Annotated in this window: 21 protein-coding genes and 1 pseudogene; 21 read left to right on the top strand and 1 reads right to left on the bottom strand. The window is 37.5% G+C overall.

Annotated features, from left to right (window positions below; translation table 11 throughout):
• Positions 1–17: 17 nt before the first annotated feature.
• The gene (locus tag CBF37_RS01380; RefSeq protein WP_125982930.1) at positions 18–1,241 is read right to left on the bottom strand and encodes a GNAT family N-acetyltransferase; all 1,224 of its coding nucleotides are present in this window, start codon (positions 1,239–1,241) and stop codon (positions 18–20) included.
• A 123-nt stretch (positions 1,242–1,364) separates the two neighbouring features.
• On the opposite strand from CBF37_RS01380, the gene lepA reads away from it, so the two are divergent.
• The 21 genes and pseudogenes from lepA (at position 1,365) to CBF37_RS01280 (ending at position 24,052) form a co-directional block, all read left to right on the top strand.
• A complete protein-coding gene (gene lepA, locus CBF37_RS01375) occupies positions 1,365–3,200 on the top strand; it encodes a translation elongation factor 4 (RefSeq protein ID WP_125982929.1) in 1,836 nt (611 codons plus the stop codon).
• A gap of 196 nt (positions 3,201–3,396) precedes the next feature.
• The gene (locus CBF37_RS01370; protein WP_002350143.1) at positions 3,397–4,302 is read left to right on the top strand and encodes a helix-turn-helix domain-containing protein; all 906 of its coding nucleotides are present in this window, start codon (positions 3,397–3,399) and stop codon (positions 4,300–4,302) included.
• A 221-nt stretch (positions 4,303–4,523) separates the two neighbouring features.
• On the top strand, positions 4,524–7,757 hold the full coding sequence (locus CBF37_RS01365; protein ID WP_002350144.1) for a SpaA isopeptide-forming pilin-related protein: 3,234 nt from the start codon (positions 4,524–4,526) through the stop codon (positions 7,755–7,757).
• Positions 7,758–7,803: 46 nt separating this feature from the next.
• Entirely contained in the window at positions 7,804–8,847 is a 1,044-nt protein-coding gene (locus CBF37_RS01360) for a class A sortase (RefSeq protein WP_105467003.1), read from the top strand.
• A gap of 65 nt (positions 8,848–8,912) precedes the next feature.
• A complete protein-coding gene (locus CBF37_RS01355; RefSeq protein ID WP_002350146.1) occupies positions 8,913–9,308 on the top strand; it encodes a hypothetical protein in 396 nt (131 codons plus the stop codon).
• Positions 9,309–9,383: 75 nt separating this feature from the next.
• Positions 9,384–10,376 (top strand): glucosaminidase domain-containing protein, encoded by a 993-nt coding sequence (locus CBF37_RS01350; RefSeq protein WP_125982928.1) that lies wholly within the window; start codon positions 9,384–9,386, stop codon positions 10,374–10,376.
• A 667-nt stretch (positions 10,377–11,043) separates the two neighbouring features.
• Positions 11,044–12,852: a group II intron reverse transcriptase/maturase gene (gene ltrA, locus CBF37_RS01345; RefSeq protein ID WP_206168022.1), complete on the top strand. Its 1,809-nt coding sequence runs from the start codon at positions 11,044–11,046 to the stop codon at positions 12,850–12,852.
• Positions 12,853–12,982: 130 nt separating this feature from the next.
• A pseudogene (locus CBF37_RS01340) lies at positions 12,983–13,444 on the top strand (M23 family metallopeptidase); the annotation flags it as partial.
• Between the two features lie 11 nt (positions 13,445–13,455).
• Positions 13,456–13,617 (top strand): hypothetical protein, encoded by a 162-nt coding sequence (locus tag CBF37_RS11565; RefSeq protein WP_002350148.1) that lies wholly within the window; start codon positions 13,456–13,458, stop codon positions 13,615–13,617.
• Between the two features lie 56 nt (positions 13,618–13,673).
• Positions 13,674–14,582, top strand: coding sequence for a hypothetical protein (locus tag CBF37_RS01335; RefSeq protein ID WP_002350149.1), 909 nt, complete (start codon positions 13,674–13,676; stop codon positions 14,580–14,582).
• Positions 14,583–14,626: 44 nt separating this feature from the next.
• A complete protein-coding gene (locus CBF37_RS01330) occupies positions 14,627–14,824 on the top strand; it encodes a hypothetical protein (protein WP_042958042.1) in 198 nt (65 codons plus the stop codon).
• 24 nt (positions 14,825–14,848) lie between these two features.
• Positions 14,849–15,064 (top strand): hypothetical protein, encoded by a 216-nt coding sequence (locus CBF37_RS01325; RefSeq protein WP_002350151.1) that lies wholly within the window; start codon positions 14,849–14,851, stop codon positions 15,062–15,064.
• Between the two features lie 38 nt (positions 15,065–15,102).
• Complete coding sequence (locus tag CBF37_RS01320) at positions 15,103–16,335, top strand: hypothetical protein (protein ID WP_105467005.1); 1,233 nt, start codon at positions 15,103–15,105, stop codon at positions 16,333–16,335.
• The gene (locus CBF37_RS01315; protein WP_002350153.1) at positions 16,322–17,830 is read left to right on the top strand and encodes a hypothetical protein; all 1,509 of its coding nucleotides are present in this window, start codon (positions 16,322–16,324) and stop codon (positions 17,828–17,830) included. The genes CBF37_RS01320 and CBF37_RS01315 overlap by 14 nt, the downstream gene beginning before the upstream one ends.
• Positions 17,827–18,564: a hypothetical protein gene (locus CBF37_RS01310; RefSeq protein ID WP_002350154.1), complete on the top strand. Its 738-nt coding sequence runs from the start codon at positions 17,827–17,829 to the stop codon at positions 18,562–18,564. Before CBF37_RS01315 ends, CBF37_RS01310 begins: the two co-directional genes overlap by 4 nt.
• A 1-nt stretch (position 18,565) precedes the next feature.
• Positions 18,566–18,829 carry a hypothetical protein gene (locus tag CBF37_RS01305; protein WP_002350155.1) on the top strand — a complete coding sequence of 88 codons (264 nt, stop codon included), beginning with the start codon at positions 18,566–18,568 and terminating at the stop codon, positions 18,827–18,829.
• 15 nt (positions 18,830–18,844) lie between these two features.
• On the top strand, positions 18,845–21,082 hold the full coding sequence (locus CBF37_RS01300) for a VirD4-like conjugal transfer protein, CD1115 family (protein WP_002350156.1): 2,238 nt from the start codon (positions 18,845–18,847) through the stop codon (positions 21,080–21,082).
• A gap of 83 nt (positions 21,083–21,165) precedes the next feature.
• Positions 21,166–21,498 carry a hypothetical protein gene (locus tag CBF37_RS01295; RefSeq protein ID WP_002350157.1) on the top strand — a complete coding sequence of 111 codons (333 nt, stop codon included), beginning with the start codon at positions 21,166–21,168 and terminating at the stop codon, positions 21,496–21,498.
• 65 nt (positions 21,499–21,563) lie between these two features.
• Entirely contained in the window at positions 21,564–21,785 is a 222-nt protein-coding gene (locus tag CBF37_RS01290) for a hypothetical protein (protein ID WP_042958044.1), read from the top strand.
• A gap of 77 nt (positions 21,786–21,862) precedes the next feature.
• Positions 21,863–22,093 (top strand): hypothetical protein, encoded by a 231-nt coding sequence (locus CBF37_RS01285; protein ID WP_002350159.1) that lies wholly within the window; start codon positions 21,863–21,865, stop codon positions 22,091–22,093.
• A gap of 42 nt (positions 22,094–22,135) precedes the next feature.
• Positions 22,136–24,052: a pLS20_p028 family conjugation system transmembrane protein gene (locus CBF37_RS01280; protein ID WP_002350160.1), complete on the top strand. Its 1,917-nt coding sequence runs from the start codon at positions 22,136–22,138 to the stop codon at positions 24,050–24,052.
• Positions 24,053–24,068 lie beyond the last annotated feature (16 nt).

Here is a 24,068-nt window from a genome sequence, read left to right as displayed (position 1 = left end):
CGGTTGGAGTGCTTTTTTTAAAAGTAATCGCTAAAATAAGCTTCTTGATCGGGGATAATTCTTTCTAGAGTTCGTAATGTTTCTTTATCTGTTTTTAACCGTTCAATTCTATATAAATAAGAAGGACGCTTATAACTCATAAATAGAGCGGTTAGGGTTTGGATATCAACATAGACTGGATTTCCAATTGGTTCGTTTGTAATGGTTAATTCATCGTTTTCGTCCCATAATAAGCTGAAGATACGATTGTTCCACTCTGCAAGTTCATCTTCAACAATGAAATGGAATGGCTTTCCAGTGGTGATAAAAGGGTATTTTTTTATGAACTCTTCAACATCAACAATTCGTGCCATGAAGTATGGCTCGATAATTTCCTTTATTTCACTATCCTCAAAAAGAAAAGCAATCGGTTCATTCTTATAGGTTGTTCCTTTAACAAATTCTACCATTGAAAAATGAGCTGATACAAAATTCCATAAACCTAAACGGGCTTCTTGGTTGAGATAAACCATTTCTTTAATATGGAAAACCTCTTCAGCAATCCAATAAAAACAAAATCCTTGCGGTTCACCATCTTTGTTGTAGTAAATTGCAGCAGTTCTTTCTTCTTCTTTTTCCCAACGCCAATATTCTTCCCAATTTAAATCTTTTCGAATCATTGCCCCATGATTTTGCTCAGAAAAAACATTATAGACATTATAAACATCATCATGAAAAATTGATTCTCGCTCGACACGACCAGGCACATCAACACGTTTTGGTAGTTGGGAGTCTTTGATTTCAAATGCAATTTTATCAGACATGATTTCCCAACCTTTACGGCGATAGTATGGAATACTGTAGGGATATAGATAGGAAATAAATTGTCGATTTTCACGCATTTTTTTAAGAGCAATGATGATTAGATCATTCATTAAGCCGCGATTCGCATATTCAGGGTAGGTACCTACACCTGTGACACCGGCCATATCATAAATTGTATCATGGATATTCACTTCACATGGATAAATCGCAATTTGTGAGATGAGTTTATCCTCTTCGTTAAACCAACCGAATACGTCAGCTTCACGAAGAACCGGTCGTTTTGCACGGATAATCTCAGATTCATCCTCATAACCGCCTTCTTCTAAGTCTGAGTCAGTTACTTGGAAAACATATCGTAGTAGTTCGTTAAATTGTTTTAAATACTTGAGTTCCACTTTCTTTAAAGTCAGTACCTTTTTGACGTCTTCACCATTCATAATTAAAACTCCTAATAGTTTATTCATAGTTTATTATATCAAACTAAGTATGAAAATACTTTAAAAAGGCACAAAAGGTTGCTATAATTAGAAATGCTGATTGAATAGAAAGTGAGGAGTACAATGAATTTAGAAGAAATGAAAAAAAGACAGGAGTCTATTCGTAACTTCTCCATCATAGCACATATTGACCATGGTAAATCTACATTGGCCGATCGCATTTTACAACAAACAGAAACTGTTTCTGATCGAGAAATGCAAGATCAATTATTGGATTCAATGGATTTAGAAAGAGAACGCGGGATTACTATTAAATTAAATGCCGTTGAGTTAGCTTATAATGCGAAAGATGGAAAAGAATATATTTTTCACCTGATTGATACACCGGGGCACGTCGATTTTACATATGAAGTGTCACGAAGTTTAGCAGCATGTGAAGGTGCTATATTAGTCGTTGATGCGGCGCAAGGGATCGAAGCGCAGACTCTTGCAAACGTCTACCTAGCTGTTGATAATGATTTAGAAATATTACCAGTTATTAATAAAATTGACTTACCTGCAGCTGATCCGGAACGAGTTCGCAAAGAAATTGAAGATGTTATTGGTATTGATGCCAGCGAGGCGGTCTTAGCCAGTGCAAAAGCAGGTATCGGTATTGAAGATATACTAGAACAAATTGTCGAGTATGTCCCTGCACCAGAGGGTGATTTGGAATCTCCGTTAAAAGCGTTGATTTTTGATTCGGTTTACGATGCTTATCGCGGTGTAGTGCTTAACGTTCGTGTGATGGATGGTGTTATTAGACCTGGTGACAAGATTCAATTGATGAGTAATGGTAAAGAATATGAAGTAGCCGAAGTTGGCATCTTTTCACCGAAAGCAGTTCCGAGAGAAATGCTAATGGTTGGTGACGTTGGTTATGTGACCGCAAGCATCAAAAATATTTCTGATACACGTGTCGGTGATACGATTACTCTAGCTGACAACCCAGCTAAAGAAGCATTAGAAGGATATCGCCGAATGAATCCGATGGTTTATTGTGGACTTTATCCAATTGATACATCAAAATATAACGACTTGCGTGAAGCTTTGGAAAAATTACAGCTAAATGATTCAGCGTTAGAGTTTGAAGCTGAAACGTCACAGGCTTTAGGCTTTGGTTTCCGTTGTGGATTCTTAGGGTTATTACATATGGATGTAATTCAAGAGCGTTTGGAGCGCGAGTTTAATTTAGATTTAATCACAACAGCACCATCAGTTATCTATCATGTTAACAAAACCGACGGAACAAAAATAACAGTTGATAATCCTGCAGATTTCCCAGAACCAAGTGCGATTGCTTCAGTTGAAGAGCCTTTTGTTAAAGCACAGATTATGGTACCTAATGACTATGTCGGTGCCGTTATGGAAATTTCACAACGAAAACGTGGAGAATTTGTCACAATGGATTACCTTGATGATTATCGGGTAAATGTGGTCTATAATTTACCATTATCAGAAATTGTTTTTGACTTTTTCGATAAACTAAAATCAAGTACCAAAGGCTATGCGTCATTTGATTATGAATTAATCGGTTACCGCCAAAGCAATTTAGTGAAAATGGATATTTTACTGAATGCTGAAACGGTTGATGCGTTAAGCTTTATTGTCCATAAAGAGTTTGCCTACGAGCGTGGTCGTGCGATTGTAGAGAAATTGCGTAAGTTAATACCACGCCAACAATTTGAAGTGCCGATTCAAGCAGCAATCGGGACAAAAATCGTGGCACGTACTGATATTAAAGCCTTGCGTAAAAACGTATTAGCTAAATGTTACGGTGGTGATGTTTCTCGTAAACGTAAATTATTAGAGAAGCAAAAAGAAGGTAAAAAACGCATGAAGTCTATCGGATCGGTCGAAGTACCGCAAGAAGCCTTTATGGCTGTTCTGAAGATGGACGAACAAGATAACGCGAAATAGCTTGCTTCAAAGTGAAAAGCCTATTAAATCAATATTTTTGAGTAGCAAAAAAAGCGTGATTTAACTGTTTAAAAAAGTTTTTGCTGTCATACGGTTGTCACGGTTGGAAATGAATTAACAAAAATGGAATATTTTCCTTGAAGATTATTAACTGTCAGTGTACGATAAAAGCATCTCATAAGGAGGTGCTTTTTTCGTGTCTGAAAATTATTCTGGAGATCTTCTTAAATCTTTAAGGAAAGAACAAAAAATGTCTCAAACGAAGTTAGCTGAGTTGAGCGGAATTTCTCAAAGTGCTTTAGTCAAGTATGAGAAAGGAACGAGAAAGATATCAAAAGAGATAGACAATGCCTTAAGTAAAGTTTTGAATATAGATACTTTACTTAAGAATGATGAAGTTGATTGTCTTATTGATCAGCTAATTCATTATAGAGACATCAACGACTTATCTAATAAAAATTTAGCTTTTGAAATGGAGATTAGTGAAGTTTCACTATCTTATTTTTTAAATAGAAAAAGAAAACCTTCAAAAGAATTACAAAGAAGAATCACTATATTTTTACTCGATAAAGAAAAAGAAATGTTGCTGGAAATCAAACAAAAGGATGGTTCTTTTAACTTCCCAATTGTAGATAAAGATGCACTGGGAGAAAGGATTCAAGTTATCCGAAAGCTAAGAGGAGAAACACTCGAAAAGTTTGGAAAGAATTTTACACGTCCAGTTGGAAAAAACGTTTTGAATAGATGGGAAAAAGGAATGAATATTCCTGATATTGAAAGATTAATGAATGTTGCTTATATAGGCAATGTTACTGTTTCTTATATCTTATTTGGAGACAATTTTAGTCATATGTTGGCAAAAGGGAAAGAGATTAGAAGTTTCGAAAGATTAGATTCTTACCGAATGGGTTTGAGATTACGAAAAATTAGAAGAGATCATCGTTTGGAAAGAGAAGACTTTGGAAAATTTTTTTCTCCACCCATTACAAAATGGTCAATGGATAAATATGAAAATGGTAAAGACATTCCAAATACAGTTCGACTTGTACAGTATGCCTATATTGGAAAAGTATCTTTGGAATTTCTAATTTATGGGATTTAATGAAAACAATGCCTTTATAACAAACGGAATATAGTTATAGAAATATGTGGCATTTTAGGGGCAACAATAAAATAAAACCAATTCAAAAACACTTAAGAATGAATTTTTCTTAGGTGTCTTTTTTCTTTTCGGTAATGCCATTTTTTTATATGTTCATTATAGAATTTTAGTGAAAGGGGGGATTGTATAGAAACACAATTGAATATGTAGGAAGGCACGTAATGGATACCGTTACGTGCCTATTTGCTTTTAAACAAGAAGGGATGATTTATGTGGATTTATTAAGAAAAAAAAGTAAAATGTCGAAATTCCTATTTTCATTGTTGGGAATGGCAACGGTCGTTTTAGGGATTGGACTTCATTCAACTTCAGCGAATGCTGCAATCGATCCAAGTTTAACAATGAAGCCTGGAGAAACAGGTCAAGTGTACTATGATACGAACAAAGTCTATACTATGACAGGGACAAAACATGGCGCACCTTGGTCAGACCAAACTGCTGCAATGGCAGTTTCACCTGATGGTGGTGGAAACGATAAAACCGTATTTTGTATCGAGCCTGGTGTCCCCTTCGGTTCAAGTGTAAACCCAGGATATGAAGCCGTTGGTGTGAATGCTATTCCAGTTGACGCTCAAATTGCCAGTGTCGTTTGGAATACAGCGTATGCATTTGGTTCAAATTGGACGAATGCTGATCGTATTACAACACAAGCCGCGATTTGGGAATTATTACCACAATATGGAATCAAAGTGAATGCTATCAATGGGATTCCAGATTTCCAAGCTAAAAAACAAAAATTGTATGATGGCATTGCTGAATACAAACGTTCACCAGAATTCAATGGTAAAACGGTTGATTTAGTCTTTGGCGAAACCAAAACGTTGCCATCTTCCGTTGATTTACATTCATACGATACACAAGTATCGAATAGTGCTAAGGTAAATTGGAACATTGCTGCAGATGGGAAATCAGTCGACGTAACGCCTACTGATCCTAGTGTACAAAATGGAAGCATTGCTTTTAAACGAAGTTATATGGAAGGTACACCAATTGCTTTAGAGAAAACTGGTTCTCAAACCGTTTACTTACCTAGCGTAAAAGCCCCAGCCTCTTATACAGTAAAATTCAAAATCAAAACGGCTGGCGATATCAAGATCAAAAAGGTAGACAAAGAAACTGGTGAAGTCGTTCCAAATACTCAATTCAAAGTTGAATTCTCAGGGAATGGTGCCCCAGCAACCCAAACAGTAACAACTAATGCCAATGGTGAAGCAACCATTAAGGACGTTCGTCATGGTGTTCATGTAAAAGCAACTGAGATTGCCGTACCAAATCCTTATGTTTTAGGTTCTGCTTTAGGTGAATCTGATGTGGTAGAAGGAGACGTAGTTGGCGGTCAAGTAATTACATTAACGCAACGTAATACGAAAGCAAAAGGACAAATCTTAGTTGAAAAACAAGGTGTTGAAAGTGGTTCTGATATGTGGAACGCCAACTACACCTTAGCTGGAAATGTTTTTGAAATTCATAAAGACACTGAAAAAGGTGAAGTTGTTCGTACAATAACTACCAACGATAAAGGTCATGCTGAAACAGGAAAAGACCTTCCTTTAGGTACGTATGTTGTAACAGAAAAAACGGCTTCAAATGGTTTTGCGAACACCTTCAAACCAGTAACCGTGAAAATTGAGTATAAAGACCAAATGACAGCGATCATTATCGAAGGTTCTAAAGGTACGAACCAAGAAGTTGTTGGATCTACTTTATTAACTAAAGAAGACGCTGAAACAGGCGCGAAAACCCAAGGTCGTGCAACCTTTGATGGTGCTACTTATGGATTATTCCACCAAGATGGTACGCCTGTTAAATGGAGTGAAAATTTCAAACCTGTGACATCTAAAGGAAATAAATTGGAAGGCGACGAAATCAAATTCGAACTATCTGACAAAGAACAACAAGCCAGCGTAGAACATTTGGCGTTAGGAAATTATTACTGGCAAGAACTTGTAGCCCCTGAAGGCTATCAAATCGACAATACGAAACATAATTTTTCAATCACATATAAAGATCAAGATACGAAAGTCATTGAAACAAAAACGACCTCAAAAGAAAACGTGATTAAATTCAGTCTTGATGGTTTTAAATATGTTGATTCAAAATCGGGTGACGTAAAATCTGGCTATAATGGCATTGAGTTTACTTTAAATCCTATTGACCCAACCAAGGGTGAAGAGCGCAAGGTAACTACTGAAACAGATGCAAATGGCTACGATGGTTATTGGGCATTTAACGAAGTCCCTTACGGAGACTACAAAATGTCAGAAGTAAAAGCTCCTGAAGGCTACAAAACAATCAAAGATTTAATCGTGAATAGCAAATTCGATAAAGAAAAACGTGAATATACTTTCACTATTACGGAAGACGGACAAAATGAAGCAATCAAAACATTGACTGTTCCAGAAAGCAAGATCAATGAAGGTTCTAACGTGATTCATTTGAGTAAATTGTTCTTAACAAACAAAATTCAAGAAATGCCTGAAATTCGCACTAAGGCTACAGTAGATGGTGAAAAAACATTTACCCCAGCGAAAGAAACACCAATGCAAGATGTTGCGACAATTACAAATGCGCAAAAAGGGATTGAATACACCAACAAAATCAAATTGTGGAGAGTCGTTAATGACGACTTCGACAATGCGAAAGTCGTTTGGGAAGGCGCTCATGACTTTGTAGCAAAAGGCGACAAAGAAGAAGATGTGATCAAACAAATGGTAGATACATCAAAAGACGAAAATACTGTTTCTTATGTGTTTACTGAAGAATTATTTATCAAAGATGGACCAAAAGTAGCAGAACACAATGATTTAACCAACAAAGAGCAAACGATCCGTCCGGTTGTTCCTGGAACACCAACGATTGAAACATTGTTTGTAACCAAGGACGGCGGCAAATCATTTGATCCGACTGTAGACAATGAATTAATCGATGAAGTGAAAGCCACTGTTCCTAAAGAAGATATCGGCAAAACGTTCTACTATGTGACTCAATTCCATAAAATCGATAAAGATGGAAAAGATACAGTTGTTGGTACTGACGAATCTGAACACACGGCTAAAGAACTATCTTATGAATTCAAAGCGGTTTACAACTATAAAGCCAATACGTTGAAAGACGGTGAAAAATTAGTTGCAACACACATTGCATATACGGATAAAGAACACAAAAATGAATATGCAAAACACTTTGATTTAAAGAACGAAAAACAAACATTGGTTGCTAAAACACCTGAAAAACCAGTTACCCCTGCACAACCAGGTACACCAACTAAATCAATTCCGCAAACCGCTGGAACAATGATCAGCGTTGCTACTTTGGTAATTCTTGCTATTGCTGCAATCGGCGGCGTGACAATCTATGTAAAAAACCAAAAGAAAGCAACTAAAGAAGAAAAATAATTGTTAGGAGAAGCACTTTAACCGGTGCTTCTTTCTTTTAGGTGGTTTGATTAGAAGGAGCGATCAAGCAGTGAAAAAAATTTTAGTAAAGTTGCCGCTTCTTTGGTTAATAGTGGGACTCTTAGCCAGTGGATTTTATATTTATGGCTATACCGTTCTATTGCGTTCTGACAATCAAATTCAACAAGTAAGAAAAGTAGTACACCCCATTCAAAGCAAAAAAGAGGCGGACAGTCTCCAGCAAAGCAAGACAGAACAAGGTAATTTTGATGAAACACAAATTAAACCAGTTACCCCAGCACAGTATGCGAATGCTCAATTAAACTACGAAAAACTCGTTAATAGTTGGGGCATTGGTTCTGTGTTCATTCCTTCATCAAATGTTCATTCGAAAATACTTGCTGGAATGAGTAATGATAATCTGATGGTCGGTCTGGGAACTTATTATCCTGATCAAAAATTGGGTAAAGGAAACTATGTCATGATGGCTCATAATCTAGTACAGGGTGGAGGGGTGTTGAGAGACCTTCCACAAACTACTGTAGGCACGATTGTTTTTGTTACAGATTTTACAACCATTTATGAGTACGTCGTTGATTTGAATAAAACAGTGAATCAGTCCGAAGGCCATTTACTAGATCCGCCTGAAAAAGAGAAACCCGCGCTAATTACCATTTTTCGGTGTGAAGGCGGTCTTCATACACCCAACCGTTCACTAATCCAAGCAAAATTTCATAAGTCTTATCCAGCAAACGAAGGGACTCATGTTGTCAAAGAGAATTTAGGTTTGGAAAAAGCCATCAGTACCCCAGGTGAACAAATTCTAGGAGGAAGCGACAACAATGAAAAAGATACATCCTCTGTCCAGAGTACATCGGAACAAGCAACAGAATCTGAAGAAAAAGACAGTGGTACTAAAGGGGAGAACAAAAGGTTTATCATTAAGAAACCAGTCTACAATCGGGTAGATACGTTTAGTATTCACGTTTTTAAATTATTTAATACGAGTCCACTATGTGTAGCGCTTACTTTTATTTTAGGCATGCTCATATTTTCGTATGGTTCAAATCGTGTGAGAAGAATAAAATAGCATTTCTTTGAGAGAGGTCTTTCATTTTTGAGAGAAAAAATAAGGGAGAAGGAGAAGAACACCAAATGTCTAAGCAAAATGAGGCGAATGTTTTTTTTCTGACAATCGGTAAAGAAGTAAAACTAAATTTTGATGAGGCGGATAATTTAGCTAGTATCCGCCTATCAATTAATAAGGTCGCTGAAATAGTTGGAAATGGGCTTGTCAACGAAGAGAGCATATTTGATGTTTCAATCGTAGGCCTGATAACTCAGAGTAACTATAAAACGTATATTCAAGTCATCGGGGGAAAGCAAGTAATGAATGGAAATGCCAAATATGAGAAAGTACCGATAAATCAGAAGAGAACCGACGAAAGAAAGGGAAATAGGAATGTTTACCAACAAGGTTATTTTGAATTTTATGTAAACGACAATGAAAAAATACCAAAAAGAAGGTTGATTTTACCGTATAACAGATAAGCTTTTGAGATGTTAAGTTATTGGGAGATCTCAAATTATAAAAAGGACACCTAATTGTAAAAGGAGAGGATATATGTGAAAAAATTTCTTAGACTCGCTTCAGCTTTGTTTCTATCTACTCAGGCATTTCTTTCGATACCATTAAACGCTTTAGCGAATGAAACACATAATCATGATGACAAAATGGAACAAGTGCAATCGTCAACAGAATCAAGTGATCAAGAAGATAGCAGTTCTTCAACTAGCAACGATTCTACGACATCCACATCCACGTCGAAAGAAAGTAGTACAACTGAAACAAGTAGTGAATCAGTAACGCAACCATCCAGCTCTGATTCAAATAGTACAAGTCAAACAACTGATTCAACCACAACGACTACCTCTGATAGTCAAGAGCAACCAAAGGAAAAACTTATTCAAAAACCGCAAAAACCAGCAGAACCGACACAACCTAGTCAGCCTGCTCAGGAGTCACATAAACAGGAAGTGGCGCCAAAATCAGAAACCACTCTAATTCAAGAACCTTCGATCGATCAACAGGGAACTTCAAAATTAGCGGAGCTTGTTCCTTCTGCGACCGTTACTGAAGACGGTTCTTTTCATTTTGAAAAAGATGAGTCGGTGGATTCGTTTGTACGGAAAATTGGCGAATCCGCACGGAAGATTGGCAAAGAAAAAGAGTTATACGCTTCAGTGATGGTCGCTCAAGCCATTTTAGAGTCGGCCAGCGGTCAAAGTAAATTAGCACAAGCACCTAATTACAATCTATTTGGAATTAAAGGAACGCATAATGGGAAATCTGTTTCAATGGCCACTCAAGAAGATTTGGGGAATGGCACACCTTATACTACTCAAGCGGGTTTTAGAGTCTACGAAAATTACGAGGACTGCTTTAGCGATTATGCAACGTTATTGAAAGAAGGAATCACCGGAGACTCAGAATTCTATGCAGGAGTCTGGAAATCGAATGCAAAAACATACCAAGAGGCAACGAAGTTTCTTACAGGACGGTATGCGACAGATACACAATACAACCAAAGTGCGACACGTTTCGCTATAAGTGCTTAGCACGAAAAGCGAGGATTTACGAACTAAAGTAAGTCACAACTAATGATTCGACAGTTGGAATGAAAGCAGTCATGTTTGCCGAAACAACTGGTTTAATACTCCTATATGCTCTTGGTTATAACAGTAACCAAGGGTGTAAAGCTAGGTAAAGTCGGCTGAACAATGCCTAAGTGAAGTAGCTAATTCATAGGGCAAAGGATAAGTCGGAACGCTATAAACTATCTATGGTGAGAATGTTCGATCAGAACCGACGAACTTACGAATGTACGGGTCTAAATGTATATGTATCTGAAAAGATATAAAGTTGCGAGTGCAAGGAACATTACCGAAAAGTAAGATTTTTGATTATGAAATTCGGGATAAGGAACAAGGACCTTATAATCATGTTCAGGCTTATAGTAAGCACCTAAGGATAGATGTAAAGCTAGGATCATTGGAACGTGGAAAGCGAGAAACACTTACTTAAACGACTGTTATCGGAGTGTTGAATATAAGGTATTCTACCAAAAATTCTTAATTCTCGTGAGAGTAGGGACACAGTACCGAAGAAACCTCTAATTAAGGTGGAGGGATAGTCCCGAGATTTGTTCTTTGAAAAAAATAAATAATAAATAAATGAAACTCACAGGGTCGAGTAAGATGATGGGACTACGGGGATAGGAGAAACATGCCATCAGTGAGTACGAAATTACGATACTACGAATACTACAATATGCAGAAGACTTTTGATTGGTTGTATCTACGGAGCTCGCAAAATCGAACAGCTGGAATTAATCTATACAAAATTATCACATCTGAAAACAATATCTTACTTGCTTACAGAATAATAAAGTCTAATACAGGTTCTAATACTGCTGGTGTGGATAAGATGACAATTTCGGATTTCAAAATCAGAGATCAAAGGGAATTTATCCAGGAAATACGGAAAAGCCTTAGAAATTTTAATCCTCAACCAGTAAGACGAGTAGAAATTCCAAAATCAAATGGGAAAACTCGTCCGTTGGGGATTCCCACCATGAGAGATCGACTGATCCAACAGATGTTCAAGCAAGTGTTGGAGCCAATATGTGAAGCCAAGTTTTATAAGCATTCATATGGATTCCGACCAAATAGATCAGCACACCATGCAATTGCAAGATGTCAACATTTGATGAATAATTCAACGTTTCACTATGTCGTAGATGTTGATATCCAGGGATTCTTTGATCATGTCAACCATTCGAAGTTGTTAAAACAACTGTATACGATTGGAATAAAGGACAAGAGGATATTGGCGATTATCTGCAAGATGTTGAAAGCGCCAGTTGAAAATCTAGGGACTCAACAAAAGGGGTGCCCCCAAGGGGCGATACTTAGTCCCTTAATGTCGAATGTTGTTCTAAATGATCTAGATAACTGGGTAGCTTCTCAATGGGAAAGGTTTCCGACAGAAAGAAAATACACTGTACGGAATAAATATCGAGCAATGCGAACTAGTGATTTGAAAGAGATGTTTATTGTAAGATACGCCGATGATTTTAAGATTTTTGCGAAAAACGTTAAAACTGCTTGGAAAATATTTCATGCAGTAAAAGGATATCTAAACAATCATTTGAAACTAGAAATCTCTCCTGAAAAATCAAATGTAACAAACCTCAGGAGAAGAAACTCAGAATTTCTAGGGTTTGAAATAAAAACAGTCAAAAAGCGGAAGAAATATGTGGCAAATACGCATGTTTCAAAGAAAAACAAAAAGGCAATACGTGAAAAGATAAAACAGCACTTAAAAAGGTTGCAGAAAAATCCGAGTTGGCAAAACGCTCAAAAGTATAATTCCTACGTTCTAGGTATTCATAATTACTTTGGAGTAGCTACTCATGTCAATGTCGATTTCTCTGAAATAGCCTATCAACTTTTATATACACAGTATAATCGTTTGAAATCTGTCGGAGTCTATGAAGTTCCAAGGAGTCCTCCGAGTATTTATAGTAAATTCTATAAAAACAAAGTGAAAACGTTCAAAATAGGAAACAGTTACTTATTCCCATTAGCAGATGTCCAATGGCGAATAGGCCGGAATCTTAAACAAAGTTTGAACGACTACACAGAAGAGGGACGAATGGAGACTCATAAGAAACTCAAATTTGTTATCTCAGTAGAGATTCAAAAATTACAAAAAGCTAGCAATTTAGGCAGGAGTATAGAATATGCAGATAACCGAATTTCTAAGTATTCTATGCAAAATGGAAAATGTGCAGTAACAGGATTGTTTCTGACAGCGGGTGAAATACATTGCCACCATATCTTACCTAAATTCTTGAAGGGAACAGATGAGTTTAAAAATCTCGTTGTGTTGCACAAAGGTATCCACAAACTCATTCATGCGACCAACTCTCAAACGATTGAAAAGTATAAACGACTATTCAAGCTGACCAGAAAACAGCTTGAGAAACTGAACAAGTATCGTAAAGAATGTAATTTATTTATTATTTATTGAAAAGAAGAAGTTGGAACGCCGTATGCGGTGAAAGTCGCACGTACGGTGTGGAGCAGGGGAAAAACTGGAGATTTGTATGATTATGACTTGCAAGAGTAGTCATCTTTCAAAAGTTTACCTATTGCTATAATTGAATGGGCTGATTGAAACGTATGATCTCACTCAATTCGATAAGGAAATTCAAGGTGTACAAATCAATACTAAAGGGTATAAAGTACCGCTGGATAGCTATACTATTTCGAGTCCCTTTGGACCGAGAGGTGGCGAATTTCATCGAGGCTTAGATTTAGCGGCTGCACAAGGCGAACCAATCCATGCCACTAAAGGCGGTAAGGTAATTAAAGCTGAGTATCATTACAGCTGGGGAAACTATGTCGTGATTCAACATGAAGATGGGACAACCGCATTGTATGCGCACCAGCAACAATATTCAGTAAAAGTTGGTGATACCATTGTACAAGGGCAAACGATTGGTTATGTAGGAAGTACCGGAAATAGTATCGGAAGTCATTTGCATTTAGAATTGTGCCAAGATAGCAGTTTATCTCAAGGTAGGCTTGTAGATCCGCAACCTATTCTATTTGGGCATTAAAAACGGAAAGGATGATTCGTATGTTTACAATAGCTGTTGGTGTGGGTTGTTTACTTTTAGGTGCGGTTTCTGGAGTAATGGTTATGTCTCTTTGCTTTGCGGCCAAAAACGCGGATATAGCTGCTGAGGAAGCGTTTCGTAATCGAAATTACCATGAACAGAGGAATGTTTAAATAGTAACGAAAATCGATTCGCTGATCGATTTTTTTTTAGGTTAGGAGGTCATTGAATGAGTAAAGATGAGGCATTGATCAAAGGGACAATCGATACCGTACTGCGTTACACATATCCTGATGAGTACAAGAGATATCTGAGTTACTTTATCCGCATCAGGCCGAAAGAATTGAAAAGTAAACACGCTCATTACATTCGAAAAGAACGTATGATTGAGATATTTAATTTATCACGGGAATCTCGTTTTTTATTAATTACTTGTTTACATGAAATCGCTCACCACGTAGAGTATGAGGATTTGGGGGATAGCGATCATGCAGAGCCATTTTACCAACGTTTACATGAACTATATTTAACTGCTGTTGCTTTAAGATTGTTGGATCTCTTGGATGTGACCGAAGAAACTGATGCAAATGATTATAAAGGTCTTTATCGTTATTTTGGAGAGCCTTCAAACTGGGAAGTACCGACTATACCTGACATGGAGAAAAGAATGGTGATCATTAGAAATGGTCGTTCATTCAGAAATATCCTAAAAAATAGAGGGTTCCATTGGTTTACTGTGAGTCAAACTTGGCAAAAAGAAATGAATACGTTGAAGGAGGCTGAACGTGAAGTTCAGTTTTTTTTAAATTATGCAGAGCCAGAAAATTTTTTTATCCGACCAGTTATTTCGCCTACTTTTTTATCCTATTACTATATTGGAATTGAAAATGGGTATGAATACCGCTACGGATTGAAAGAGTTGGGTTATTTTTGGGAGGGATATGGTGTAAAAAAGATGTGGGTGAAAAAGGTAGATGCCCAAAGTTATTACACGGAGCTTGAAAAATTAACGCAATTCGCTGGAATAGAATTCAAAAAAGTGACGCCGAATCAGACCCAAGAAAAAGTAGAAAAAGAAATCAAAGCACAAAAAAAGAAGCAGGAAGATGACGGCTATGTCATTGATTATTATGTGTAATCCTGATTCGTATGAAAGTATACATTAGAAAGAGAGGTCCACCCATGGCAGTAACAAATAAAGAACTTGTGAAAAAAAAGGCGACCGCAAAATTAATCCTAGAAGCAAAAGGACAAAATTTTGATGAGTGGCTGGCTGAAAAATACGATGAAGTGTTTAGTGAGAACGAGGAAATCATTCAAAAGGCTTTGAAATCCTTTAAAGACCAAACAAGAAAATTACCGTCTCAACACTTGGGATAATCATACGATAAGGGGGAATCTACCATGGATTTTATTACTGGAAAGCTAGAATTTATTCTCAGAGGGATTCAAGCGATTGCTGGTAGTTATGCGGCTGTGATGCTTGCATTAATGGGGTACCATTTCATGACTAAAAATCGTCAGAAATTAGATGAGGCACAAGACGGAGTCAAAAACATCGTTATTGGTATTTTTATCGTCATTGGCGCTCAAATGATCGTTACTTGGCTAAAAAGCTAACAGATTAGATTGATTCATTGGGGAAAGGAGGATAACACTTGTATGTAATTTTTGGAACGAGCAAGAAAGGGCTAGGTAAGTTTTTGCCAAGCAAAAAAAGATATACCTTAATCGAAGCGGATAATCAGCTCAAAGTTTTCACTAAGACGCTATCGATTGGAAAGAAGCCCAATTATGTGATCATTGAAATTTACGATGATGAAGAAATGATTTTTAGAAGTGATTTCGTTGCAGGAACAGATGAGTCGAATAATTTGAGGCTACTGTTACTACATCTTCTTAAAACAGAATTTCCAGATGTTGACGAGGAAGAAAAATCCGAACTTCTCCAACGGATTAATCACGCATATCTAGCTGAAACAAATCCAATCAACGATTATGGACGGAAAGCAGAAGAAGAACCTGCACCACAAATAATTACAATTGTTGAAAAAACATCCGCAGAAGCTGAAACTCCAAAAGTGGCCTTACTTCCGGCGGAAGATCAATCTTTAGACGAAACGAAAGTTGTTAATGAGCCTAGGGAAAAACAGATATCGAAAAAACCAGCGTTTGATTTCGCTGGTTTTTTTGTGAAAAAAAAGAGACTTTTTATTCTTATATTGGCTCTTCTGATTTTCAGTGGTGCGGGAATTACGTTATTTGTGACTGGTTCTAATGGTTCAAATCAACAGGAAAGTTATTCCGAATTGGTCAAAGAGGGTAAACATAGTCAAGCACTAAATGAGTATCCAGATGAAGAGTCGAAGTTGATTGAACAGTTATATAACGAAAAAAAATCAAAGGCATTGAAGAACTTAGCTGATGACCACCATTCTGACATGGCACGTTTCTATTGGGCATTTCTAAATAAAAAATGGAATCAAGTGACTGAAATTAAAGGAATAAATCAAGATACAACTGTTCAGGCTATGAGAGGGTACGCCTATTTAGCACAAGGTAAGTTGGAAGAAGCCGAATTGATTAATAAAGTGCTGAAAAATGACACGCTTAATGATCAGATTTATCAGGCAAAAAAGGATCGAGCTTATCAAAATTTGAGAGACCAAGATATTTCAGCGGCCGAATTAATCAATAAGGAAATCAATGATCCTGAACTAGAAGAGGATATCAAAGTAGCAAAAAGTATAGTGAATTTACTAAAGAAATACCAAACGGATAAAAGTAATTCAAAACTATCTGAGACTGATCGTAAAGAAGCCGAAAAGAACTTTGAATTATGGACCAGTAATTTAGAACAATTAGGGGGAAAATCGAATGACGGAGAATAAGGAAAAAATGCCTGAAAAGGGACCATTGAGCCAAAAAAAGAAGTGGTTATGGATTAGCCTATGTTCCGCCGCTTTATTAGGTGGTGCGGTGGGATATGGGATTTATAATAATCAATCGAGTAATCAGTCAAATCAAAAAATTGAACAGAAAGCTTCTGCATCAAAAGGATCAAAAAAAGAGAGTGCATGGGAAAAGCAAGTAGCTCCCCCAAAAAAGCAGAAAGCTAAAGAAAGCAAGTCTGCAGATGATGTGCTGAGTGTTGTCGTAGGTGATAAAAAAGAGAATAGTCTGTTCGGTGTACAAATGCCATCAGGGGAAGAGAAACAAGGATTAGTCGAAAAATTGGCTGTCGCAATAGACGATCAATCTAAAAAAGAAGACGCTCGAAATGCTTCAGAGGTCGTTCATTCTGCTGAAGTAGATAAAGCTCCTGCAACGGATTCAAATTTGATCAAAGATCAAATTCCTGACAAGGGAATAAATGAAGAAACCAGTAAGGAACCAGACGTGGATAATGATTCTAAGCCTATTCCTGATCCAGCGCCTAATCCAAACCCAATCCCTGATCCGACACCAAATCCGAACCCTGATCCTAATCCTAATCCGACACCAACGCCAGATCCGGCCCCTTCTGTTGATGAGCTAATTGCTAAATCTAAAGAAGAACTGAGCAGTGCAGCGGATAAGGCAAATGAAGTAAACGAAAGATTGACTAAAGTAAAATCTGAATTGGATCGTATGCAAAATGTTGAATCGAATACACAAGTTCATGCTGATAAAGCGGCTGAACAATGGGACAAAGTTCAGAGTTTGATTGAAGAATACAACCAATTGTCAGATGAACTAAAACAGTTAATGGATCAAGATGGAACGGTACCAGAGGTGAATGTAGATTTATACAAAGAAACCTATGAAAAACTGAACCAAAAAGTAAATGAAATTAAAGACGCGCAAGACTCAGCGAATTCAACGACTAATCAAATGAACTCGACGATTCAAAACGCACAAGAAACGCTAGATCAAATGGATCAAACCAAATCAGAGTATCAAGAAACACAAGCGGAAGTGTCAGATGCCACCCAGCAAGTGACTACGGCGATTACAAATGCAAATAACAATGATCAAGTAAGCATTGCGGTTCAGCCAGATATAAATCAAGCTGCCGTATCAAGCAGTGAAATGAATGCAGCGAATGTCCAAGTAGGAAATCAGCTCGATGAAATAAATTCAACTGAAATGCAGGAGGCAATCGATACTGCGTCCCAATCAGCTCAAGCTGTTAACGATCAAGCAGCCAAACAAAATGAGGCTGTATCAGATGTGGTCAATGATTTCAATAACTTCCCTAAACCAGAAGCTGAAACCAATCCAGAAACACCTGTTACACCAGAGCATTCAACGACAGAAACTCAAACACAAGCATCAACCGATCAAACGACTACACAAGAGGCAGCCGCATCAGCAAATCAAGGATCTGAGGCGGTGGCTAAATGAGTGTAAGGAAAAAGTATTTCTATCTGCTTTTTAGGCACTATGGGCAAGGATTTTTATTCCTTGCCTTTTTATTTCAATTATTTTTTTTGGTACGCTTAGGATTTAACCATATCAATGAACTATTTTTCTTAGGCTTCAAGGGAGCGGATAAGGTGAATCAATTCAGCATTACCTCCATCGTTATTACTCTTGCCGTCCTAGTATTCATAACCTCTTGTTGGATGTATTTGATTACGAACAATAAAAAATATATAAAAAAGGGTATTGGATTAATTATCGCCATGTATGTATGGACGGGGCTGTTTGGAGCAATCGATCTTCTTTCTGTGCAAAGTAGTTCCATTGTTTCCGCTAAAAATACGCTTATTGCTGGCATTACCTATCTCCTTTTTCGTCGGTACGTTGCTATTGAGGATAAAAGAGTCTTTTTAGACATCTTTCCAGCTCTGAAGAATATTTATGAGGCAAATGGTGTTGAAGGGTTGCCCAATATTTCTGAGGAATGGAAACGTTATTTACGAAATATCAGGGGAAATAGAGAAAAAAGTGAGAAGCAATCGCTAAACGATAATTTCTTTATGTGGGGGTTAAGGCATGAGTCAGATTCTTTTCGGATCTCATTCAGGTTGAGATACACTCCTTTCCAGCTGAAAATCTATGAGTTAGTCAGTCTCGGCTATCCTCATACTGTAATCGGTAGTCTTGGAAAAGCATATAAGAAAGAGGTGAAATAGGATGGAACTATTATTTTTATTCATTCTCTGGCTAGCTGTTTGTTGCATATATTTTAGAAAAGACAGTGAAAAACTGATTGTAGTAGTTGTCTACTCTTTACTAAGTATAGGGCTTATCATCCTTTGTATGTATTCTTTAGTTATTGAGCGGGACACCTCATATTTAGCCGTTATTGCAATGAGTGCGATTGTTCTTTTCCAAGATGGCCCGAGAATGGTATTAGGAGTGAAACAAGCCTATCATTCAATAAAAAAGGAAATCTAGTAAGGGGGAATCTGCATGGATAAAGAATATAAGCAGTGGAAAAGACATTTAGCGAATCCCTATTTTCTTGCGGTTGTCGCCCTTTTACTTTGTCTTCTCGGTGTCCTTTTGATTAATCTTATATTTAATGGAATCCTTTCCTTAAAAGGAATCATTCCAAAACTGAATAGTTATGTGAATGAAGGTGGGGTATTTCCTTTGCAGCCCACATTCGCGTGGTTAGGAAAGCCACCACTCACGAATGTCACTCTTTCCCTAGTGTACTTAGGGTTACTCTGTATTAATGGTGTGATCGTTGGTAAAAAGATTTATAGCATGAGAATCGCCTACAAAGATATCAATCTATTAACTAAGGGGTCTGAGAAGTTCACAACTCTAAAAGAGTTAAAAGAACAATATAAAATGGTTCCTCTCAATGATAAAGAGTATGAAGGGAAATCAGGTATTCCGGTTGCGACCTTTACTAAAGTTATTGGATTTGGACCGTGGAAAAAAGAGGAAAAATATGTATTCATCGATACTAAAAATACGAACTCTCTAACGCTTGGGGGGACACAATCAGGGAAGACGTCGCTTTTTTCTTATCCAACCTTGGATTTGATCATGCGAGCCAAAGAAAAAGATTCGGTTATTGTGAATGACTTAAAAGGCGATATGCTCAAAAATACGAAATCAGAATTTGAGCGGTTTGGTTATGATGTATATTGCCTAAATTTAGTTGATCCGACCAATGGGATTCATTACAATCCGTTAGATTTAGTGAAACAAGCGTATATGCGTGGTGATACGACAAAGGCACAAATGTTGGCGAATAGTCTTTCATTTAGTTTGTATCATAATCCCCAAGCGAAAGAACCTATGTGGGAAGAGGCGAGTATATCCCTATTAAATGCCTTGATTCTTGCAATCTGTGAGATTGGGATTCAACAGGATAAGACTCAAGTCATAAACATGTATGCCGTCACTAGTATGTTAGAAGAGCTTGGAGCCTATCTTGATGAAAAAGGGAATACAGCATTAGATAAGTTTTTCGATCAACTGCCAGTGACTAGCGTCGCCAGGAAACAATATGGCACGATCAAATTCTCGCAAGGAATCACACGAAGTGGGATTTTTACAGGAACAATGGCAAAATTAAAAAACTATACGTACGACGCTATCGCAAAACTTACGCTTGATAGTGATTTTAATTTAGAAGATTTAGGCTATGGGGATCGCCCAATAGCTTTATTTATTGTGTATCCAGACTGGAACGACAGTAACTACAGTATAATTTCAACATTTTTATCTCAAGTAAACGAAGTGTTGGCAGAAAAAGCCACATTATCATGCACTGGCTTGAAACGTCGTGTCCGCTATTTATTGGAGGAAGCAGCCAACATCCCAGCTATTGATGGGCTGAGCCGTTCCATGAATGTCGGACTTCAAAGAAATTTAGTCTATCACTTGATTGTTCAATCCTATGCGCAATTAGATGATAAATATGGTGACAAACTTAGCAAGGCAATCACCGGCGCTTGTGGAAATCAGATTTATATTATGTCAGATGAATATGATGACGCTGAATATTTTTCAAAGAAAATCGGTGATAAGACAATTATTAAGACAGATCGTCATGGAGACCCCATGAGTACAGATAAATCTTATGGCGAAAATGAGGAAGGTCGAAACTTGTTAACGGCCAATGAATTGCGTGATTTGCGTGAAGGTGAGTGGATACTGGACCGAACAAAAATGCGGCGCGACCTTAAAGAAAACAAAATCACGCCGTATCCGATTTTTGCCAATATCGATGCCGGAACAAATATGACCTTTCATTATGAATATTTAATGCCCCGTTTTAATGGCAAATTGAATTTGTCTGAATTGAAGCTCAATAAAAAAGGACATGAGGAAATCAATCTAGTTGATTACATTGTGAAGTGGAAAAGAAAGCCAGTTAGTAAGGAAGAGCAAGCACCAAAAAATAATTACGATGATGAGAACAAGGAGGAAAAGCTAATGAAAACCCGCGTGGAATCGATCGATAGTGTTTCACTAGATACTATGAACACCATTCGTTTAGAAGAAACATTGGGATCAAAGATTTTTGGCAAATTTTTACAAGCTGCTTATCTGGATCGATTAACGACTCAAGAAAAAGAACGATTGAATCAATTTACTTCCATGGAACAGCTAAGAGTATTTTGTAATAGTGATAATCGTCCAAACCTCAAAAAGGCTTATTTAGAGTATATACAGTCTATTAACTAGCAGAGGTTAAAGCTGATTTTTCACTATAAGATTAATTCACCGGCGACTATGAGTTGAAAAAGAAAGAGCAATGCAATTGCTCAATGATACAAAGTAAGCTAAATAGTCCGTCTATTGGTGCTATCACTGAGAAAAAGAAAGAAGGTGTTGTTATGGATGCTATCAAATTAGTGATTTATGGTTTTGTAATTTTAATGTTTTTATCTTCCGTAGCTTTGGGATTAATCTCTTTGCCTATAGCGATAGGAATTTTGGTTGTAATGACAAATCTTGAGTATCTTTCTATAGATCAAACTTCACCATTAAAAGAAAAGGTTAGGGTTGCTATCTATGTAGGCAATTTTTTACTAATCTTTTTTTTGGTTTTTAATTTTATTGTTCACCCAATTTTTGAAACTATCGTCAGTAAACTATGACAAACAAGATAGTTCCGCAATCGGACAAAATGGAGGTTGTTTGGGGCACTCACGGAGGAAGTATTATGGAGAAAAAAGAATTGACAGAGCGTCAACAGTATCATTTGAATTATTTAAAAGAACGATACAATCATCGTAGTGAAACACAGTCTAAGCCATATTATCTCGCGTTATCGGACTGGATTCGTAGCGAGAAAGTTACGAACTTACAGGAGACCGAGATAGCAGTGATTGTTGATCAGTTTACTCTTTGGGTGGATGAAAAATCAGTTGAACGTAAATATTAATAGAAAGATCACTGATTGATTTAAGAAATCTTTGTTCCACAATCGGACGGTATCAAATAAAAAAGGAGAAGATAATTATGCCGAAAGACGAAAAGTGTGAGGTATTAGGAGCAGCTCGTGTGATTCAAGGAGAAACAGGAGTTGCCAAAGTTGAAATTTCCCAAAATCTTTTGGAAGATCAACCAATGCATATTACGTTTTTAGCTATGCAGATAGAGTCATTCGCTCATAGAGTGGATGTTCCCATTAAGAAGGTACTTGAGATGATTAAAAACAACATTGAAGTAGAACCCATGGAATTTGAATAAGCTCAAGAAAACTAACGCTATTAGACGGTTAAGAAGAAGGAGGTGTTTTGGTTGGTTGATCAACTATTAAAATTTCAGGATCTGCTTCATGTTGCGGCATTTTGGTGGGACGTACTGAGGGCAATCGGTTTTGGATTACTGAAAGGATTTGCCTGGGTTGTTGATGCCCTATCAGGAGCGGCTAAAGAAGTCTATGGATTGATGAATTTCTATCAATACCAACCAGTACAGGATTTTATCGGTAAATATCAGCCAGTAATTTGGGCACTAGCGACCGTTGCGGTCGCTTATTTTGGTTGGCAACTGATTATTACAAGAAAACTTGATCGAGATAAACTAATCAATAATATCATTTTTGCGATTACGTTGTTTTTCGTATTACCCTGGGCAATGCAGCAGGGGGCAGAATTAACGACAGCTGGTGTAAATCTTTTACATGGTAAACAAGCAGCCAGCGTCCAAACGTTTAAAAATAATATCACTGATCTATATACCGTTGATAAAAATGGATGGAAGTCTACCGATACGCAAAACGATATTAAAGAAAAAAATGATCTTACGGTGCTGGATATTACAGAACAAGTTGATACTGACGGAAAGCTCTTTGAAGCTTCCCCAATATCTGAAGAGGGGCAAAAGCTGTTAACAAAGCGCTTGAATAAGGTTGATGGAAAGTTTAAAGAAGCAAATATGAAAAGCTTTTGGGGGATTGGTGATCCCGCATATTATCGCTATTCTTGGCATCCGTGGTTGATTGCGTTTGAATTGATCACTAAAGGAATTGTTTATGCTTTTGTCATATTCAAATCTGCTAAATTAATTAACGAGATTGGTCTGCTTTATGTCATTACAAGCGGGATAGCGTTGACTGACTTGAAAGACGGCCAACGAAATAAGCAACTAGCAATGAAGATCAGAGACTCATTTATTGTTTTATATTTAATGATGTTCCTGATTAACTTTTTCGACATATGGGGCGCTTTCATTGCAGATTCATCTTTATCTGCTTTAGTGAAGCCGATTGCTGTTGCCGGCGGTGCTTGGCTAGTCATAGATGGGCCAAACTTCATTGAACAATTATTTGGAATTGACGCTGGGTTGTCTAGTGTCGGACGAACAGTCATTGCAGCGGCTCAAGGCGGTGCGGCATTGAGAGGTGTCGGATCTGGAATAGGAAGTGCCGCGAAGTCTGCTGTTTCTAAAGTAACTGGCGCAAGTCAAAAGGCTGCAAGAGGCGTTGCATATACAGGATCAGCTGTAAAAGGAGCGTTAGATGGCTTTAAACCGAGTAAAACGGATGTGCCGGAGTTGCCAAATAATGGCCCAGGAGGTGGGAGTTCTGGTAGTCCTGGTATAAACTCGCCCAATGATCCTCAATCTAATGAAAATGATCCACTTTCTGGATCTTCAGCAAATAATCCAGCTGGGAATGACCCTACGGGGAATCCTGGTGCTGGTAATGATGGTATTCGTCCGCTCGGCGGGCCAAGTGGTGTAAAAACTTCAGAAAATGGAACTACTTCAGCGAATAAATCACCGGCCACTTTAAAGGGTATGCAAACACCTGGTGCACCATTATCCAATAAAGCGATAGGAGAACAAGCAAAAGCGAATAAGGAAGCCTTCCAAAATATGGGAATTACCCCAACAAGAAGTGCTTCAGATATCTCTGGGGCTTCTAAAGCTCGTCAGGCTTTAGACGGTCAACCAGTTATGCCACAACCACCGAAAGTATCTGGAGAACAATTGCCACAACACGTACAAGAAGCAAAAGCTCAATTACAACGAGATATGCAGCCGCGGCCAATTGATACCGAAACACTCGGTGAAAAAGCGGTGAACAAATATGCGGATACAGCTAGAAATGTCTATAACGGTCCAACAAATACACGATCTCGTAAAGTTTACGATGTATCCAAAGCGACCAGCAAACGTGTGAAGGATTCATTTAGAGATTAATTATATAAACCAGAAA

Source organism: Vagococcus vulneris, assembly GCF_003950515.1.
Lineage (GTDB): Bacteria > Bacillota > Bacilli > Lactobacillales > Vagococcaceae > Vagococcus > Vagococcus vulneris.
Note: the sequence above shows the minus strand (reverse complement) of the source record. Positions and strands in the feature narration are given on the sequence as shown.